This window comes from Atrimonas thermophila (assembly GCF_045864955.1).
GTDB lineage: Bacteria > Atribacterota > Atribacteria > Atribacterales > Thermatribacteraceae > Thermatribacter > Thermatribacter velox.
Genome location: NZ_AP028803.1, coordinates 760,859 through 779,790, shown reverse-complemented (window position 1 = coordinate 779,790; position 18,932 = coordinate 760,859). Strand labels below are relative to the sequence as shown.

Sequence of the window (18,932 nt, the reverse complement as noted above, 5' to 3'; positions counted from 1 at the left end):
ATGAAATTTGTACATCTTCATGTCCATAGTGAATATAGCCTTTTAGATGGGGCAATTCGCATTGATGACCTGTTAGACAAAGTCCAGCAAAACGATATGGAAGCCGTGGCCCTTACTGACCATGGCGTCATGTATGGAATTGTCGAATTTTACAAAAAGGCCAAATCCCGAGGAATCAAACCCATTATAGGGTGTGAAGTTTACGTTGCCCCAGGTAGTAGATTTGAAAAAACAGCTCTTAAAGGAAGTGAACCAGCTTATCATCTGGTACTTATAGCAAAAAACCAGGAAGGATATCGGAACCTGGTTGAGCTGGTAAGTAAGGCATATCTTGAGGGTTTTTACTATAAGCCCCGGGTTGATAAGACATTACTCAGAGAACACTCCAGAGGCTTGTTTGCTTTATCTGCCTGTTTGGCTGGTGAAATACCAAGGGCGATACTCTCTGGTGAACTTCAGAAGGCAACTCAAATTGCCCTTGAATACCAAGAAATCTTTGGCAAGGGTAATTTCTTTCTCGAACTACAGGAAAATCTCATACCTGAACAAAAAGTCGTTAATCAAGCTTTATTGGAAATAAGCCGCAAACAGGGTATTCCTTTGATAGCTACCAACGATGCTCATTATCTGGAAGCTGCGGATGCTGCCGTACATGATGTTATACTGGCTATTCAAACTGCGACCACTCTTGAAGACCCTAAACGGCTGCGCTTTCCCACTCAGCAGTTTTATTTAAAGACTAAAGAAGAAATGATAAAGAGCTTTCAAAACATCCCTGATGCGCTGGAAAACACTTTGTTGATTGCGACTGAGTCCAATGTAGAACTTGAGCTTGGTAAAACCCTGCTTCCAGATTTCAAACCTCCCCAAGGGTTTGATCTTCACGGCTACCTTCGTCACCTGTGTCTTGAGGGCCTGAAAAAGCGATATGGAGATCCTCCTCCTGAAGTAGCCCAGAAACAGTTGGAATACGAGTTAAAAATCATTCACGACATGGGTTATACTGCTTATTTCCTGATTGTGTGGGACTTTATAAATTTCGCGCGCCAAAAGGGCATCATGGTAGGTCCAGGCAGGGGTTCTGCAGCAGGGAGTATTGTCGCCTATACACTGGGAATAACCAATATTGATCCACTCAGGTACGGTCTCTTGTTTGAGCGCTTTTTAAACCCGGAAAGAGTGAGCATGCCGGATATAGACATCGATTTTTGTTTTGAGCGTCGAGACGAAGTCATAAGATACGTTGCTGAAAAATACGGAAGCACCAATGTTGCACAGATTATTACCTTTGGTAGAATGATGGCTCGTCAGGCAATTCGAGATGTAGGAAGAGCTTTGGGTTGGAGTTATGGGGATGTTGACAAGATAGCAAAGTTAATCCCTGGGGGGCCAGGAGTAACACTGGAAAGGGCATTAAAGGAAAATTCTCAATTGCGCAAGCTCTGGGAAGACAATGCACAGACCAGGAAGCTTTTAGAGATTGCTCTCAAAGTTGAGGGATTGTGCCGACATGCTTCAGTACATGCGGCAGGTGTAGTCATCTCTGATAAACCACTGACCTACTATGTACCGCTTCAAAAAATGAACGGCCAGGAAATAGTAACCCAATTTGATATGGACTCTCTCCAGGAGCTGGGTCTCCTTAAAATGGATTTTCTTGGCTTGCGCACCCTGACGGTAATTGAAAGAACGCTGAACATTGTCAAAAAAACGCAGCAGGAGGAAATCGACCTCGACAATATACCCCTTGACGATCCTCAAACCTTAGAGCTTCTGGCGCGAGGAGAGACAACCGGGGTATTTCAGCTTGAAAGTTCGGGCATGAAAGAGCTCCTGAAAAAATTAAAACCAGAAGGTATTGAAGATCTTATAGCTCTCTTGGCTCTTTATCGCCCTGGACCCCTGGGAAGCGGCATGGTTGACGATTTCATCCAGCGCAAACATGGAAAAGTTAAGATCGAATACCCCCATCCTCATCTTAGAGAGATTCTACAAGAAACCTATGGCGTTATCCTTTACCAGGAGCAGGTTATGAAAATTGCCAGCCATATGGCTGGTTTTACCCTGGGAGAAGCTGACATCCTTCGGAGAGCTATGGGTAAGAAAAAACCCGAAGTTATGAAAGAACAACGTGAAAAATTCATTGAGGGAGCTCGTAAAAGAGGTTATGATCCCAAAATTGCTGCGGAGATCTTTGATCTTATCGAGTATTTTGCGGGCTATGGCTTTAATAAATCCCACAGTGCGGCTTACGCACTGATTTCCTATCAAACAGCCTACCTGAAAGCTCACTATCCTACGGAATATCTTACCGCTTGCTTGACCAGCGTAGCCAGCGACACCGATAAGGTAGCCAAGTTTATAACGGAATGTAAGAACCTGGGCATAAAGGTTTTACCTCCTGACATTAACGAAAGTCTGGCGAATTTTACCGTGGTGGGCGAGAAAAAGATTCGTTTTGGTCTTGCAGCGATTAAAAATGTTGGTGAAAATGCCGTCGAGGAAATCCTTTCCCATCGTGAAGAATCAAAATACAGGAGCATTTTCGACTTTCTGCAGAGAGTCGACAACCGAATAGTGAACAAGAGGGTTTTGGAAAGCTTGATAAAAGCTGGTGCCTTTGATTCCCTGCACCCCAACCGAGCACAGCTTTTGGATTCACTTGAAGACCTTATCAAACATTACACACAAAGTAAAAAGAAAGACTCTAAAAGGCAGATTTCTCTTTTTGGCAATGACCAGCACGACGCAGAAAACCCAGAGCATTTGCTTAAAGAACCCAGAGAACTCGAACACCAAGAAATCTTACGAATGGAGAAGGAGACTTTGGGGCTTTACGTTAGCGATCATCCGGTATCGAAAATACTTTCTCAGTATCCACATCTGAACTTTTTGTCCATCGAAGACGCAAAACTTCTGAACGATAAGGTTAACGTGCGCCTGGTAGGAGTAGTTACTGCTATTCGTAAAATAGTAACCAAAAAGGGGCAGGACATGTTGTTTGTGACCCTGGAAGATGAATCAGGCGCTATAGAGGCTATTGTTTTCCCGAATCTTGTTGAGCAGTTTCAGGAGAACTTTGCAGTAAATAATGTGTTGTGTGTTGAGGGTAAAATCGACTCCATGGATAACAGTGACAATAAAATCATTGCAGAGAGGCTGATTAGTCTTGACGAACTATCCCAGGAGGCATATCCGAGTATATTTATAGAGCTGGAAACCTCGAAAGATATACGTCGAACCATTCATTACTTAAAAGACTGTCTGTCCAGGTTTCCAGGCAAACATCCCGTGGTACTCAATCTCGCCGAAAGGGAAAAGAAGTGGTCCATAGAACTTGGCAAGAACTTTCGGGTCGCCTGGAATGAGGATTTAATCAGTGCTCTGGAAGGAGTTGTGGATAAAAATCAAATCTGGATTACTGGCTGAGGTGAGGCCTTTTGAAGCCGAAAATGGTGAAAAGCTATTTTATTCTTCTGGCAGTCGTTTTGTGGGCTTTATTCCTTCTGGCTGGTTCTCTCGGAGCGCAAAACGAAGCAAAAACATATTATCAAAATGGGTATCTCTTTTTCTCCCAGCAGAAATTCGAACAAGCCAAGGAAGCGTATCAGAAAGCTTTGGAGCTTGATCCTGATTTTTGGGAGGCGCGCTACTGGTTGGGCAAAACTCTGGAGCAACTCGGTGATTTGCCTGAAGCTTTGAATGAGTGGACTATGATTCTTGTTTCTTCTCCCAGTAATCGGGATGCATTTCAGAAGTGGGTTGTGTATGCTCCCCGGGTTTGGGGTAGCAACGATGTTGACCTTACTTCCTTACTTAGTGGACAAAATCAGCTGGATCTAGAAAAGCTGTGGAAGGAATTCCTTCCTCGAGCAATCGTGTTGGGCAGAAGTGAAAGTCTTGACCAGTTGCTGCTTGCAATTCAGACGCTTGACTGGGCAACTCAAAAGGTAAGCAATCTCTTTGCTCCGTACCTTAGATCTGCCGTGAAACGAGCGATCCAAAACATATCGGACAATCCTCAGCCGGGGGATATAGTTACCTATCAGCTGCTCTTTTATTTGAAGGAGAAAAACCTCATCGCTCGGGAAGAAACTGAAAAAATCTTCACTCTCTTGTTTGCGCATCAAGCAGGGATTTCAGAAGAAAAGGCGGCAACAACGGAGACTCTGGAAATAAGTGCAGAAGGGATAGTTTCAGCCGAAGAAAGCGGAGATGAAGCAGGGCTTGGTTTTTTTATTAATCAACCCTAAATTGGTGCCGAAGGCGGGAGTCGAACCCGCACGAGCGCAAGGCTCGCTAGATTTTGAGTCTAGTGCGTCTGCCAGTTCCGCCACTTCGGCACTCTATCAAGAATTATAAGGAAAAGGAACGCACTGTCAATATGGCTGGCAAAAAAGAAAAACTCGTCCTCATTGATGGGAATTCGCTCCTTTATAGGGCTTTTTTTGCCCTGCCACGATTCCAAACTTCGGCAGGCAAACCTACTGGCGCCACTTACGGTTTTCTCAACATGCTTCTGCGCATACTTGATGACCACCAGCCCTTTTCGGTAGTGGTTGCTTTCGATCATCCCGAAAAAACCTTTCGCCATCGTATTCAAAAAGACTATAAAGCACAGCGTCCTGCGACGCCTGAAGACCTAAAGCTCCAAATAGAGGACGCAAAAGAAATTGCCGAACTTCTGGGTTTCTCGGTTATCGAAAAACCCGGTTATGAGGCTGACGATATCATAGGAAGCATCCAGAAAAGGTTAAGTGGTAAATTCCTAATTCTTATTTTCAGTTCAGACCTCGATCTTTTGCAACTCCTTGATGAAAATACAACTTTGTTGAAACCTTTAAAGGGAGTAACCCAGCTTAGAAAAATAGATCTACAGGATTTTGTGAAAGAGTGGTCAATATCCCCAAAACAAATTGTTGACTGTTTAGCTCTTTGTGGTGATCCATCGGACAACATAAAGGGTATACCCGGCATTGGAGAAAAAACCGCCCTGCGCCTCATTAAAGAATTTGGCGACCTGGATAACTTGATAAAACACATCGAGCGCTTGCCGCCTCGATTGAAGAAGGCCATTCAGGAAAACATAGCTACTATTGATGAAAACCGCCAACTTTTAACCATAAAAGGAGACTTATCTCTTGATTGGGAAAAGTTAACCAAACCCTGGAGCTGGAAAAGTGTGCATTGGGATGCTCTCTTTGCCAAACTCCAGAATCTGGAGTTCAATAAAATTATCGAAAGGCTTATCAAAAAACGCGATGAGTACTCCCATACTCAAGATGCAGGCAGTAACTGCCGTTCCTCGACGCCAACCCTGAGTCTGGTTTTTGCCGATCACTTTTCCAACCAGAAGCCCCGCTACTACTTCTTTCAAGGGGAAACAGGGAGATTACAGCTTGAGGAGAAGGAACTGGCAGAACTACTTAAAAAAACACCCGGAACAGTTATGATACATAGCCCGGTTTTTGCTTCTTCCGAGAAACTTGTGAGTTATTGTAAAGAAAAACCCCTCAAGTATCTGAACGCGGAAACGATTCTCTTTTTAAGTTTTCCAACTTTGGTGGAAGAGCGTCGAATCTTTGTTGGTAACACACTTTTTGCAATTCAGCCTTCGTTGTTTAGCCGTTATTGGGAAATATTTGAGAAAGCGAAAGAAAATTTCGAAGTGCAACCTTCTCTGATTGAATTCTATCTGAAGGTCGAATTAACTTTGCAAAGACGATTGTCAGCAAAAGTTCGAATGGATTCTCTTTTTTCCGGTCAGGAAACGAAGAACTTGTTTACCACCCAATCAGAACTCTCTCTTTTTGAATGGAATTCCAGAATCCTTTTTACCATAGATACTTTAGCACTATGCAGGAAAAGCGAGCAAGTTCTTGAAGGAAAAGGGTATGAAACCTGGAAAAATTGGATACGCTATCCGACTTTTTTGGGATTGCGATACTTGCCAAAAGCAGAACAGGAAATTACCAGAAGACAACTCACAACAATCATGGTTGATGAACTCAAGAAAACCCTTTTATGGGCTCTTCTCTGTTGTAATTTTGAAAAAATAAATATCGGGAGAGAAACAATAGCAGTACCCTATGGGGAAGAAGTTCTGCCCACTCTATCAGAATTTTTGATGAAGCATGGTCCTCAGCTACCCGTTTGCAGGGTTATTCAATTCGAAACAAAGAGTCGTTTTGAAGTGCATGTCCGCATTAACGAAGAAGCCGTAGAGGAGGTTCGGTAATGGAGGTAATTCTGGTATCTCCAGAAGCATATCCTTATGCTAAAGCTGGTGGAATGGGTGACGTAGTGGGAGCTTTGTTTAAATACCTTCCCAGACGCGGAATAAAAACTCGTCTTTTTGTTCCAGGCTATCCAGGTCTTTTTGATTACCCCTTGAAGGCAATGGAGAAAGATGTGGATTTCCTGTTTGGAGAAACCCCCATCAAGGCAAGCTTTTACCAGTTGGAACTGGGACCTCAACAGAGCTTGATTGCAGTTTGTAATGACCGGTTTTTCAACCGTGAACACATCTATGGGTATCAGGATGATATAGAACGGTTCATCTTTTTCTCGAGAGCCATTTTTGAATACCTGGTGCGTACTCAGGAAGAAGAATTTATCCTTCACTGCCATGACTGGCAAAGCGCCTTGCTTTGCGCTTACATCAAAATCTACTGGCCTCCTTACCGGGGCAAACCGGCAAAGACAATTTTCACAATTCACAACCTTGCCTATCAGGGGATAGGCAAAAGCGATCTTCTCCGGTTGTTAAATCTGCCTTACAACTTCTTTAGCCATGAATACCTCGAATATTATGGCAACCTTAATCTCCTAAAGGCGGGCCTCATTTTTGCAGATATAGTCACCACTGTGAGCCCCACTTACGCTAAGGAAATCACTTCTCCCGAGTTTGGAGAAGGCCTGGACGGTCTAATAAGAGCTCTCGCCAGCAAAAAAAGATTCGTCGGCATTGTTAATGGTATCGATATCGAAGAATACAATCCCCAGAGTGATTCCTCCCTGGTGAAAGGGTTTTCATCAAACAATCTGGAAGGTAAGCTGGAGAACAAAAGGCACTTTTTGAAGGATTTCTTTAACTGGAAAGTTGATACCGATTTTGAAAGCAAACCGCTTTTAACCATGATTGCACGCTTGGTTAGACAGAAAGGGTCAGAACTTATTCTTGCCCAGCCCGACTCTTTCTTTCAAATCCCCGCTTTCTGGTTTTTCTTGGGAACAGGAGAGGAAATCTACGAGATGGGACTTAAGGAGTTAGAAAAAAGGTATTCCAATGTGAGGGTGGAAATACGTTTTGATGAACAACTGGCCCGTTTGGCTTATGGCGCATCGGATATATTTGTGATGCCGTCGCGATTTGAACCCTGTGGAATAAGTCAACTCATTGCAATGCGTTACGGCAGTATTCCCGTGGCCAGGAAGGTGGGAGGACTTGCTGACACAATTGTAGATTACCCGTTCAATCCGCGACTTAATACCGGTTTTCATTTCTACGAATATAAAACCGAGGAACTGCTGAAAACCGTACAGAGGGCCTTTGAAATCTACCGGCACAACAAAGATTTATGGAAGCTGATAATCAAAAACGCTATGGAATCTGATTTTTCGTGGGATAAGGCCATCGATAAGTATGTCGAGTTATACTACAGCTCCTGAAAAACCCTTGATTATTGGTGTCAGTGGTGGTAGCTGCACCGGCAAGAATACTCTGTGCTCGTTCTTTGACCCTCGAATAACCAGAGTTATTGACCTGGATGCTGTCGCCAAGAATCTTTCCCGAAAAGGGGGTCCCATTTGGAAAGAGATTGTTAAAACTTGGGGAACAGGAATTCTTGACTCGAGGGGCAACCTTTGCCGACATAAGTTGAGAAGGATAGTCTTCAAGAGCCGAAAGATGTTACTTTTACTTAACCAGATAACACATCCCCTCATATACCGAGAAACGAGAAAGATTATTGCCCAATCAAGCAATTACCCTCTGATTGTTATTAATGGAGCTACCCTTTGGGAAGGTGGATTTTACCGAATGCTGGATTACCTTGTGGTTGTTAGAGCACATCCTGAAGTGCAAAAAGAAAGACTTCGTAAAAGGGGTTTGTCCGCTTCCGAAGCAGAATGGTTGGTGCAAAGCCAGTTTTTCCAGAGATGTCTGGAGAAAAGAGCAAACCTGATTATTGAAAATAATTATGGTTGCCTGAAAGAGTTGGAACCCGAAGTTCGAAGGTTGATGGAAATTATTCACATCTGTTTGGGTTGCAAAAGCAACCACTGAGTGGGAATAGATAAAAAATAAACTGGTTTTTTCTTCAGATGAGAAAGGAAGCAAGGCAACCTATGAGGACTTTCAAGTTAGTTTCTCAATTCAAGCCCTGTGGCGATCAACCTCAAGCCATTCAGAAAATTAAAACCGGTTTTGAGAAAGGGTATAAGTACCAGACCCTGATTGGGGTAACGGGTTCAGGAAAGACTTTTACCATGGCAAATGTCATCGCAGCTTTGGGGAGGCCTACACTCATTATATCCCACAACAAAACCCTGGCAGCCCAGCTGTACAGCGAAATGAGGACTTTTTTCCCCGAAAACGCTGTTGAATACTTTGTGAGTTACTACGATTACTATCAGCCTGAAGCGTATGTACCAGAATACGACCTGTACATTGAAAAAGATGCTTCCATCAACGAGCAGATAGACAGAATGCGCCTCAAGGCAACCAGTTCACTCATGGAAAGAAGGGACGTAATCATAGTGGCCTCTGTGTCCTGTATTTACGGAATTGGTTCTCCAACAGAATATCAGAAAAGAGTTTTTCATCTTAAAAGAGGCAACTCTTATTCGAGGGACGCTTTTGTTAAAAAACTCGTCGATCTCCTCTACGAACGCGACGAGATTGAATTTAGAAACGGTACTTTCAGAATTAAAGGTGATACTATCGAGCTTTTCCCGGCATACAGCGAAAAGGCTCTCCGCTTTGAGTTCTGGGGAGAAGAGCTGGAAACCATAAAGGTTACTGATCCAGTCAGCGGTAAGACTATTCAAAAACTTGACGAAGTGTTTATATACCCGGCGAAACACTACCTTGCCGATCAACTCATTTTTGAAAAAGCGCTGAAAAACATAGAAGAAGAGATGGAGGAACGGGTGCGGTATTTTCTTTCCCAGGGCAGAATTACTGAGGCAGAGAGGATAAAACGCAGGACTCTTTATGACCTCGAACTACTTCGAGAAACCGGCTACTGCCCGGGAATCGAAAACTACTCTCGCCACCTGGACGGAAGGAATCCTGGCGAACCGCCCTACACACTTCTTGACTATTTTCCCAAAGACTTTCTAGTTATAATCGATGAATCACACGTTACTGTCCCTCAGCTCAAAGGAATGCACGAAGGAGACCGTTCTCGTAAGGAATCTTTGGTGGAGTTTGGCTTTCGTCTTCCCTCTGCGTTTGATAATCGGCCTTTGACTTTTGAAGAATTCACCAGCAAAATTAACCAGTGTCTCTTTGTATCCGCTACTCCAAGCTACTATGAACTTGAAATCAGTGACCAGGTTGTTGAACAGCTCATTCGCCCAACAGGGTTGCTGGATCCCCAGGTGGAAGTAAAACCTGCGACTGGCCAGGTTGAAGACCTACTGGGAGAAATTCGTTCTGAAATTCGTAAGGGCAACCGAACACTGGTAACCACCCTTACTAAGAAGGGTGCAGAAAACCTTTGTGACTACTTAAATGAAGAAGGAATCCGGGTAAAATATTTGCATTCAGAAGTTGATACTTTGGAAAGAGCACGAATAATTAAAGAGCTGAGAGAGGGAAAATTTGATGTGCTGGTGGGAGTGAACTTGCTGCGTGAGGGACTTGACCTCCCTGAAGTGGGGTTAGTAGCCATTCTTGACGCAGACAAAGAGGGTTTTTTACGGTCGGAGGTTGCCTTAATCCAGACTATTGGTCGGGCAGCTCGTAATGTAGAAGGAAGAGCCATTCTGTATGCTGATAAGATGACTGAATCGATAGAGCGAGCTGTGCAAGAGACCAGGCGTCGGAGAAAAATTCAGGAAGAATTCAATCGCAAGCATGGCATTACACCCAGAAGCATTCAAAAGGAGATTAAAAGCCTTATACCGGAAGTTGTAGGATTGACCAGAGAAGAAGAGGCTGCTCTGCAGATTCTTGAAAAAACCGACTCTACCAGCCTTAAAAAACGAATTGAGCTTCTCACTCAGGAGATGTGGAAAGCGGCTCAAAATCTTGAATTTGAAAAAGCTGCTCTTTTACGAGATGAAATTATGCGTCTTAAAAAGACAAAAAATAATCTCCGAAAGGTGTCGGGAAATGAAATCTGAATATATCGTAGTTAAGGGAGCCCGGGAACATAATTTAAAAAATATCAATGTTACCATACCGCGCAACCAGCTGGTGGTTATCACGGGATTAAGTGGTTCTGGAAAGTCTTCCCTGGCTTTTGACACACTATATGCAGAAGGACAGAGACGTTACCTTGAATCACTTTCTTCCTACGCTCGCCAGTTTTTGGAAAAGATGGAAAAGCCCGATGTAGACTCAATAGAAGGTCTTTCTCCGACCATAGCAATTAATCAGAAAGCAACTTCGCATAATCCTCGTTCCACCGTGGGTACAGTGACCGAAATTTATGACTACATGAGGGTCCTTTTTGCAAGATGTGGAGAAGTTTTCTGTCCAGAGTGTGGAAAGCGTATAACCTCTCAGACTGTTCAACAAATCACCGACGAGATAATGCGATTACCGGAAGGCAGCAGAATAGCGATTTTATCTCCTTTGGTAAGAGGTAGGAAAGGAGAATACCGAAAGTTACTCAGTGACCTGCTTAAAAACGGTTTTGCAAGAGTGATAGTAGATGGCGAGATGCGGGAACTTGAGGATTGGGAAAACATAGAGCTGGACCGTAACAAAAAGCACGAAATAGACTTGGTCGTAGATCGCTTGCTGATTGAGAAGGACGCTCATCGCCGAATCGCTGACTCAGTAGAAATTGCGCTTAGGTATGGCAAGGGACTGATGAAGGTAAAAGTTTACCATGATGGAGAAGAAAGCGAGGAGATTTTCAGCGAGCATTTTGCCTGCCCAAACTGTGGCATAAGCTTTCCAGAGATAACTCCCCGCATGTTTTCCTTCAATAATCCTTATGGAGCTTGCCCTGCTTGCGGGGGCATTGGGTATCTTACTTTTATCGACCCTGGGCTGGTAGCGCCTGATTGGTCAAAAAGCATTCAAGAGGGAGCGATTGTTCTCTGGGAAGAAGAAAGCTCTTATTTACAAAACAAGCTGAGAAAACAGCTGGAACGAATGGGAATACCTACCAATGTACCCCTTGAAAAACTTAGTGAAGAGGAGCGGAAGGTCATATTCTATGGTAAAGATGAATTTGAAGGAGTTATCACTTTTCTTGAACGAAAGTTAAACTCTGAATACTGGTGGGAGAGAGAAGAAGTAGCTTCTTTTATGGCAACTAAAACCTGTCCCCAGTGCAATGGAGATAGGTTACGCAAAGAAAGTCTGGCAGTGAAGATTAGAGGTTTTTCCATAGGAGACCTTTCCAGATTAACCATCAGCGAGCTAAAAAGATTTTTTGCAGATTTGCGGTTTTCTGGCACCCAAGAAGCCATAGCCGAACCCTTGTTGAGGGAAATACGCTCCCGTCTGGCGTTTCTAGAAGAAGTAGGCCTGGATTACCTGACCCTGAATCGACCTGCTTCGACTCTTTCTGGGGGAGAATCCCAGCGGATACGGCTGGCTACTCAAATAGGTTCTGGACTGGTAGGTGTGCTCTATGTGCTGGATGAACCCACTATTGGTCTTCATCCTCGAGATAACCAGAAGCTCATTGCTACCCTTAAGAAGCTTCGTGACCTGGGTAACACAGTAGTGGTGGTGGAACACGATGAGGAAACCATTAAAAGTGCCGATTACGTTATTGATATAGGACCGGGGGCAGGTGAAGAAGGTGGAAGGATTACCGCTCTGGGCACGCCTCAGGAAATAATGAACAATCCCCAGAGCTTAACTGGCCTGTACTTGAGCAAAAAAAGAGAAATACCAGTTCCTGCGCACCGAGAAAAACCAAAAGACGCTTGGTTGCTCATAAAAGGCGCAAGAGCGAATAATCTAAAAAATATTGATGTGAGAATTCCTTTGGGTCTTCTGGTGGGCATTACCGGAGTGTCTGGCTCTGGAAAAAGTACCCTCATGGAAGAAATCATCTATAAAGCTTTAGCTCAAAGGCTCTACCACTCTAAGGTAGAACCAGGAAAATTTGAGGCTATACTGGGCAGCGAAAACATCGACAAGGTTATCGTAATTGACCAATCACCGATTGGTAGAACTCCTCGTTCTAATCCGGCCACCTATACCGGGGTTTTTACTGAAATACGAAATCTTTTTGCAAAACTACCCGAGTCAAAAGCCAGGGGGTATAAAGCAGGACGCTTCAGCTTTAACGTGAAAGGAGGACGTTGTGAACACTGTCAGGGCAATGGAGTCATTAAAGTTGAAATGCATTTTCTTCCTGATGTCTTTGTAACTTGTGATCAGTGTAAGGGTAAACGGTACGCTCGAGAAACCCTGGATATAAAGTTCAAAGGTAAAAACATTGCTGAAGTTCTTGACATGAGTGTTTCTGAAGCACTGCGCTTTTTTGAAAGAATACCGGCTATCAGGAGAAAACTCGAACTCTTAGAGAGGGTGGGTCTGGGATACATTAAGCTGGGACAACCCGCGACAACACTTTCTGGAGGAGAAGCCCAGAGAATAAAGCTGGCCAGAGAACTTGGAAAAGTGGCTACCGGGAGAACCATGTATCTTCTTGATGAACCAACCACAGGACTTCACTTTGCAGATGTTGAGAAACTACTTAAGGTGCTGATGGAACTGCGCTCTAAAGGTAATACTGTTTTGGTGATTGAACATAATCTCGATGTTATCAAATCCTGTGATTACCTGATCGATCTGGGACCCGAAGGTGGAGAAAAAGGCGGATATATTGTGGCAGAGGGAACCCCGGAAGAAGTAGCTGAAAATCCGAAATCTTACACTGGTCAATTCCTTAAAGAGGTGCTAAAACTTGAAAATAGAGAAGTTTGCCCGGTTTGAGGTTGATCCCTCAACCGTATTTCAATTGCCTGAACGCTGTGGAGTCTATTTGCTTAAGGATGCACAAGGGAAAGTAATCTATGTGGGCAAAGCAAAAAACATCCAAAAAAGAGTTAGGGCGCATCTTCAAAACGACGCCACCTTCTTTAAAAAGGAAATGCGCGAACGCATTGCTCTCATTCAGAGCATTTTAACCAAGGACGAGAACGAGGCTCTTTTGCTCGAGGAGGAATTAATTAAAGTTCACAAACCCCTTTTTAACATCCGCTTAAAAGATGACAAGAGTTACCCCTATTTAAAGTTTGAGCGAGAAGGAGACTTTCCGGCTGTTAAAATCGCTCGCAAGAAGACAGGAGGAGATGGCCTCTATTTTGGTCCCTTTGCCAATAGCAAAAAGACCAGAGAGGGGTTAAAGGTTTTGAGGTCGATTTTTCTTTTAAGAGGCTGCAGCCTTGACGAAAAGAATTTTCCAATCAAGCGACCTTGTCTGGATTATGAAATAGGTTTGTGTTCGGCACCCTGCGCAGGCCTAATATCCAAGGAGGAGTACCAGAAAAACCTTCACAATGCATTCCTTTTTTTGAATGGGGACTACCAGAGAGTGCTGGAGCAGCTGGAGCGAGAAATGTGGCGCAGGGCAGAGAAGTGGGAGTTCGAAAAGGCAGCACGTTATAGAAACCAGATTGATGCAGTGAAAAGAATTGCTTCCCGATATCGCTTGGTGCTTGATGAATCCATTGATGCAGACTTTGTTGGAGTGGAATTAGCGCGGGAAGCCCGCCTGGCTTCCATAGTAATTTTGAAAGTGAGAAAAGGGAAACTTATAAATAGCGAAAACTTCCTGGCCACAGTCTCCAGTTTTGAGACGGAAGAAGAAATTCTGGCACAGTTTCTCGATATGTATTATTCCGGGCAGTTCTTGCCCCCTGAGGAAATATGCTTGAGTCCTGAATATCCAGAACACATTTTGGAATCGCTTCGAAAGGAAATCAATCTGCCTTTTCCAATTAGGCAACCTCAAAGCAAAGAGGAAGAAAATCTGTTATCCTTTGCTAAGGAAAATGCAGTTAAGAGTTTGAATTCCGAACGAGCAAAAATACTCCGTCGTGAAAGAATTCTTCAAAAATCCTTTTCGGAATTGAAGGAAGTTCTACACCTCGACTGCTATCCGGAAAGGATAGCCGGCGTGGACATTTCGAACTTCCAAGGGAAAGAAGCAATAGGGGTTGTAGTGGTTTTTGAAAATGGAGAGCCCCACAAAAGTGAGTACCGAAAATTCAACCTGTCTGGATTGGAACATCCCGACGACTTTTTAATGATTGAAGAAACCGTCGGAAGATATTTGAGACACATCACAAAGAACAACCTGAAGTGCCCCAACTTGTTCTTAATCGACGGAGGTCGAGGACAGTTAACTTCTGCTCTGAGGGCTTTTGAGGTGGTAAAACGGTATATCCCAGTGGTGGCTATTGCCAAAGAAAACGAAGAAATTTACACCACTTTTCAAAAAGAGCCAATTCGGTTGCCCCTTCATTCTGAAGCACTTCAGCTTTTGCAGAGAGTACGCAATGAAGCTCATCGCTTTGCGATAGCTTCCCACAGGGCAAAAAGAAACAAAAGACTTTTCCATTCTATTTTGGAGGAAGTGAAAGGAATAGGTCAGAAGCGGAAAAAGCTCATTCTTTCTACTTTCAACAATTTGGAGGAAATAATACGTTTTGATGCTCAGGAAATAAGTGGAAGATTGGGAATTTCAAAGAGTTTGGCCCAAAAGCTCAAAGAAAAAGTTCAGGAATATTTTTCAGAAAACAGTGGACATACAGAACCTTCTTAAGGAAGAACCTTACTCAATCATTCCCGATAATATCAAGAACCTGGAAGCCGAGTGGATGGGGATTGTTCATGGTTTGGGTGTGCTTAAAAAAAGAAACGACCAGTTTCATCTTCTTTTCACCCACCAAGATATAGCCCTGATAAAAAAGATAATAACCGTTCAGAAAAAAGTTCAAGGCGGCTCACCAGGGCATCAGATTCTTGCTCTTGATAGAAGGGGTCTTAACAGAGGTAAATTCTATCAGGTTGACTTTGAACTGGGCAGGGAATGGGAAAAATTACAGGTTGACCTGAAGTACTCCATCGGCAATCTTCATGAAGGAGGGTTCCATTTTTTAAGAGGCCTTTTTGAAGCCGGAGGCTATTTTGGAGAGCCTCACAAATCTTACCAGCTGGAAATACGCCTTGCTTCGGAGGAAATTTGCGATAGGGTGTTGGAATTTCTCCGGGAACAGAACCTGGACTTTAAAAAAAGGTTTTACCGTAACAAGTTTATTTTATATTCTAAGAACATAGGCACCATTGCCAGTTTTGTGCATTCCGTAGGGGCAACACGCACCTACCTCATGTTGGAAAAGCTGGTTGCCGAGAAGGCTACCTTTAACGAGCTGACCAGATGGGTTAACTGCGAAACCGCTAATTTGGAAAGGACTGTTGCTTACTCAATTCGCCTGAGGGAAAAGTTGCAACGAATTGACTTGGAAACACTTCCACCCAAATTGCTTGAAATCGCACTTTTGCGAATGAGACATCCTCTTGCTTCCCTGAAAGAACTGGGCAAGCTTTGTAAGCCTCCCATCTCTAAGGGTGAAGCATACCGAAGACTTAGAACAATAGAAAAATTGGTAGAATCTAAATCTTTACACATCAAATGAGATATTTTACAATAGTTTTGTATATTTTGAAGTACCCATATTTAATTTTTGTTAAAAAGGAGGAATATAGATGGCTGGTGTTGTTTTGAAAGATGTAGTCAAGCGGTTTGGAGATGTAGTTGCAGTCAACAAGGTGAATCTGGAAATTAAGGACAAAGAATTTATCGTTTTGGTAGGACCCTCGGGGTGTGGAAAAACTACTACCTTAAGAATGATTGCTGGTCTTGAAGAAGTTGACGAGGGAGAAATTTACATTGGAGACACCCTGGTGAATGATGTCCCGCCCAAAGATCGCGACATTGCCATGGTTTTTCAAAACTATGCTCTTTACCCCCACATGGATGTTTACAACAACATGGCTTTTGGTCTCAAACTGCGTAAGTTCCCAAAGGATGAAATAGACAGGCGTGTGAAGGAAGCCGCTGAAATACTGGGTATCCAGGAACTCTTAAGAAGAAAGCCCAAACAGCTCTCTGGTGGACAGAGGCAGCGTGTGGCAGTAGGAAGAGCTATTGTGCGCCATCCCAAAGTTTTCCTTTTTGACGAACCTCTTTCCAACCTGGATGCAAAGCTGCGTGTGCAGATGAGAGCTGAGCTTTCCAAGCTCCATGACCGCCTCCAAACCACCATGATATACGTTACTCACGACCAGGTTGAGGCAATGACTATGGGAGACCGCATTGTGGTTATGCGAGATGGCATCATCCAGCAAGTGGGTACCCCACTTGAACTTTACAACAAACCTGCAAACAAGTTTGTAGCCGGATTTATAGGAACTCCATCCATGAATTTCCTGGATGTCGTGCTGAAAAAAGAAGGTGACTCCTTAGTACTTGATGGGCAGTCCTTCAAAATTACTGTTCCAGAGGAATACAAAGCTGCTTTGGAACCGTACGCAAATAAAGAGGTAACCTTTGGCATCAGACCTCAAGATATTTACGACCTTGCAGTATCGAAAGAAATGCTCCGCCAGGATGGCAATGTTATTGACGCTACCGTCGATGTTGTAGAACCCCTGGGTTCTGAGCAAATTGTCTACCTTACCTGTGGCGCACACACCATTGTGGCTGTGTTTGATATGCAGACCCACGTTGATGTGGGCGATACAATGAAAATCGTGGTTGACACCGATAAGATGCATGTTTTTGACATCGACACCGAAAAGGCAATCATTTAAGCTCGAGAAGGTGCCGCTTAAGCGGCACCTTTTTTTTGGACTTTGTTTGCGTCTCTTTACAACGAAGCAGGTTCGTGTATAATTATTTGGCATGATTAAAAAGAGAAATTTTCCACCAAAGGAGGTAGATGCACTTGAACATAGCTATAAACGGTTTTGGCAGAATCGGAAGACTGGTATTCAGAAGAATGCTGGAAACTGGAAATGTCAATGTAGTAGCAATCAACGATTTGACTGACGCAAAAACCCTGGCTCATCTTCTTAAGTATGATTCAGTTCATGGTACCCTCTCCAACAGCATTTCCTATAAAGATGATGCGCTTGTCGTTGATGGCAAAGAAATAAAAGTCCTGGCTCAGAAGGACCCTGCTCAGCTTCCCTGGAAAGACCTGGGTGTGGACATTGTGATAGAATCAACTGGAAAATTCCGGGATCGCAAGGGAGCTTCCCTGCATTTTGAAGCTGGTGCGAAAAAAGTTATTATTACTGCTCCGGCTAAAGAACCCGATATAACCGTGGTAATGGGTGTCAACCATTCATCTTACGACAAAAATAAGCATCATATTGTGTCCAACGCTTCCTGTACCACAAACTGTCTTGCACCCATTGTAAAGGTGCTTCATGAGAACTTTGTTATCCAAAGAGGGTTTATGACCACCGTTCATGCTTACACTAATGACCAGGTAATTCTTGATTTTCCGCACAAGGACCTGCGCAGGGCAAGAGCTGCGGCAATGTCCATGATTCCCACCACGACAGGAGCTGCTGCAGCTATTGGCAAAGTAATGCCTGAACTGGAAGGAAAATTGGATGGAATGGCTATCAGGGTTCCTACTCCTGATGTTTCAGTAGTGGACTTTGTGGCTATCGTGGAAAAAGAGACTACCGCGGAAGAGGTTAATGCTGCGCTCAAAAAGGCTGCAGAAGGCGAACTAAAGGGAATTCTTGCCTACTGCGAAGAACCTCTGGTATCTATTGACTTCCTACACGATGCTCATTCTTCAATTGTGGATGCTTTGTCTACCAAGGTTAACGCCAATCTGGTTAAGGTTCTCTCCTGGTATGACAACGAGTGGGGTTACTCCTGCAGGGTGGTAGATCTTGCAAACTATATGATGGAGCAGGGACTGTAGCCATGAGAATACCTATTGCTGCAGGCAACTGGAAGATGAACAAGACTGTTGCTGAGGCTTCGGCATATGCCGAAGCCTTACTGCAGGAGTTGGACACACCTGGTGTAGAGGTTATTATCTGTCCTCCTTTTACCTCCCTGTATGCACTTTCTCGGAAATTCGCAGGTTCGTCAGTAAAACTGGGGGCCCAGAACATGCACTGGGAACTCAAGGGCGCATTTACGGGTGAAATTTCGGGTTCCATGCTTCTTGAGTTAGGTTGCGAATATGTGATTCTTGGCCACTCCGAAAGGAGACACATCTTTCGAGAAACAGCCGAAGAGGTAGGCAAAAAGGTGGAGACCGCGTTGAAGCTTGGATTACGGCCTATCCTCTGCGTTGGAGAAACTCTTGAAGAAAGGGAAAGAGGAGAAACTGAAGCAATCCTGGCTTATCAGCTCGAAAAGGGAATAGAAGGTATTACTACCTTTTCCAATGTTGAGTCGATAGTAATTGCCTACGAACCAGTGTGGGCTATTGGAACTGGTAAGGCAGCTACTCCCCAGGATGCTCAGGAAGCCATAGCTTTCGTAAGAGGAAAACTTTCTGAACAGTTTGGCAGCGAAAAGGCCCAGCAAATCAGGATTCTCTACGGAGGAAGCGTGAGCCCAGAAAATGTTGGTCAATTTGTAAACCAGGAAGATATCGACGGAACGCTGGTTGGAGGAGCCAGTCTTGATGCTGGTAAATTCCTCGACATTATTAAAGAAACTGCAAGGATATCAGGTGGGATATAG

The 18,932-nt window shown here is 43.9% G+C and carries 12 protein-coding genes and 1 tRNA gene; 12 read left to right on the top strand and 1 reads right to left on the bottom strand.

Translation table 11 applies throughout. The annotated features are described in order from the left end of the window. Both ACKTT1_RS04130 and ACKTT1_RS04125 read left to right on the top strand, forming a co-directional pair. Window positions 1-3,429, top strand: coding sequence for a DNA polymerase III subunit alpha (locus tag ACKTT1_RS04130; protein WP_369017399.1), 3,429 nt, complete (start codon window positions 1-3; stop codon window positions 3,427-3,429). A gap of 11 nt (window positions 3,430-3,440) precedes the next feature. Further along, window positions 3,441-4,253, top strand: a complete 813-nt coding sequence (locus tag ACKTT1_RS04125) for a tetratricopeptide repeat protein (protein WP_412710281.1) — start codon at window positions 3,441-3,443, stop codon at window positions 4,251-4,253. A gap of 2 nt (window positions 4,254-4,255) precedes the next feature. Here the strand turns inward: ACKTT1_RS04125 and ACKTT1_RS04120 are convergent. Continuing rightward, window positions 4,256-4,343, bottom strand: a tRNA-Leu gene (locus tag ACKTT1_RS04120). On the opposite strand from ACKTT1_RS04120, the gene ACKTT1_RS04115 reads away from it, so the two are divergent. From ACKTT1_RS04115 to tpiA, 10 genes are all read left to right on the top strand, one after another. Continuing rightward, window positions 4,316-6,238, top strand: coding sequence for a 5'-3' exonuclease H3TH domain-containing protein (locus ACKTT1_RS04115; protein ID WP_412710548.1), 1,923 nt, complete (start codon window positions 4,316-4,318; stop codon window positions 6,236-6,238). The genes ACKTT1_RS04120 and ACKTT1_RS04115 overlap by 28 nt on opposite strands. After that, the gene (locus ACKTT1_RS04110; protein WP_369017402.1) at window positions 6,238-7,671 is read left to right on the top strand and encodes a glycogen synthase; all 1,434 of its coding nucleotides are present in this window, start codon (window positions 6,238-6,240) and stop codon (window positions 7,669-7,671) included. Before ACKTT1_RS04115 ends, ACKTT1_RS04110 begins: the two co-directional genes overlap by 1 nt. After that, entirely contained in the window at window positions 7,646-8,287 is a 642-nt protein-coding gene (coaE, locus tag ACKTT1_RS04105) for a dephospho-CoA kinase (RefSeq protein WP_412710280.1), read from the top strand. Before ACKTT1_RS04110 ends, coaE begins: the two co-directional genes overlap by 26 nt. 62 nt (window positions 8,288-8,349) lie before the next feature. Continuing rightward, complete coding sequence (uvrB, locus tag ACKTT1_RS04100) at window positions 8,350-10,353, top strand: excinuclease ABC subunit UvrB (protein ID WP_412710279.1); 2,004 nt, start codon at window positions 8,350-8,352, stop codon at window positions 10,351-10,353. Next, window positions 10,343-13,138 (top strand): excinuclease ABC subunit UvrA, encoded by a 2,796-nt coding sequence (gene uvrA / locus ACKTT1_RS04095; protein WP_369017404.1) that lies wholly within the window; start codon window positions 10,343-10,345, stop codon window positions 13,136-13,138. Before uvrB ends, uvrA begins: the two co-directional genes overlap by 11 nt. After that, a complete protein-coding gene (gene uvrC / locus ACKTT1_RS04090) occupies window positions 13,110-14,972 on the top strand; it encodes an excinuclease ABC subunit UvrC (RefSeq protein ID WP_412710278.1) in 1,863 nt (620 codons plus the stop codon). Before uvrA ends, uvrC begins: the two co-directional genes overlap by 29 nt. Further along, window positions 14,950-15,846 carry a DNA-binding protein WhiA gene (gene whiA / locus ACKTT1_RS04085; RefSeq protein WP_412710277.1) on the top strand — a complete coding sequence of 299 codons (897 nt, stop codon included), beginning with the start codon at window positions 14,950-14,952 and terminating at the stop codon, window positions 15,844-15,846. The genes uvrC and whiA overlap by 23 nt, the downstream gene beginning before the upstream one ends. Before the next feature lie 70 nt (window positions 15,847-15,916). After that, window positions 15,917-17,023, top strand: a complete 1,107-nt coding sequence (locus ACKTT1_RS04080) for an ABC transporter ATP-binding protein (protein ID WP_369017407.1) — start codon at window positions 15,917-15,919, stop codon at window positions 17,021-17,023. Window positions 17,024-17,151: 128 nt separating this feature from the next. Further along, on the top strand, window positions 17,152-18,156 hold the full coding sequence (gene gap, locus ACKTT1_RS04075; RefSeq protein WP_412710276.1) for a type I glyceraldehyde-3-phosphate dehydrogenase: 1,005 nt from the start codon (window positions 17,152-17,154) through the stop codon (window positions 18,154-18,156). A 2-nt stretch (window positions 18,157-18,158) separates the two neighbouring features. Continuing rightward, window positions 18,159-18,932 (top strand): triose-phosphate isomerase, encoded by a 774-nt coding sequence (gene tpiA, locus ACKTT1_RS04070; RefSeq protein ID WP_412710275.1) that lies wholly within the window; start codon window positions 18,159-18,161, stop codon window positions 18,930-18,932.

Coding starts and splice junctions, on each gene's coding strand:
- ACKTT1_RS04130 (WP_369017399.1), top strand. CDS start 1: ATGAAATTTGTACATCTTCATGTCCATAGTGAATATAGCCTTTTAGAT.
- ACKTT1_RS04110 (WP_369017402.1), top strand. CDS start 6,238: ATGGAGGTAATTCTGGTATCTCCAGAAGCATATCCTTATGCTAAAGCT.
- coaE (WP_412710280.1), top strand. CDS start 7,646: ATGTCGAGTTATACTACAGCTCCTGAAAAACCCTTGATTATTGGTGTC.
- uvrB (WP_412710279.1), top strand. CDS start 8,350: ATGAGGACTTTCAAGTTAGTTTCTCAATTCAAGCCCTGTGGCGATCAA.
- uvrA (WP_369017404.1), top strand. CDS start 10,343: ATGAAATCTGAATATATCGTAGTTAAGGGAGCCCGGGAACATAATTTA.
- ACKTT1_RS04080 (WP_369017407.1), top strand. CDS start 15,917: ATGGCTGGTGTTGTTTTGAAAGATGTAGTCAAGCGGTTTGGAGATGTA.
- gap (WP_412710276.1), top strand. CDS start 17,152: ATGCACTTGAACATAGCTATAAACGGTTTTGGCAGAATCGGAAGACTG.
- tpiA (WP_412710275.1), top strand. CDS start 18,159: ATGAGAATACCTATTGCTGCAGGCAACTGGAAGATGAACAAGACTGTT.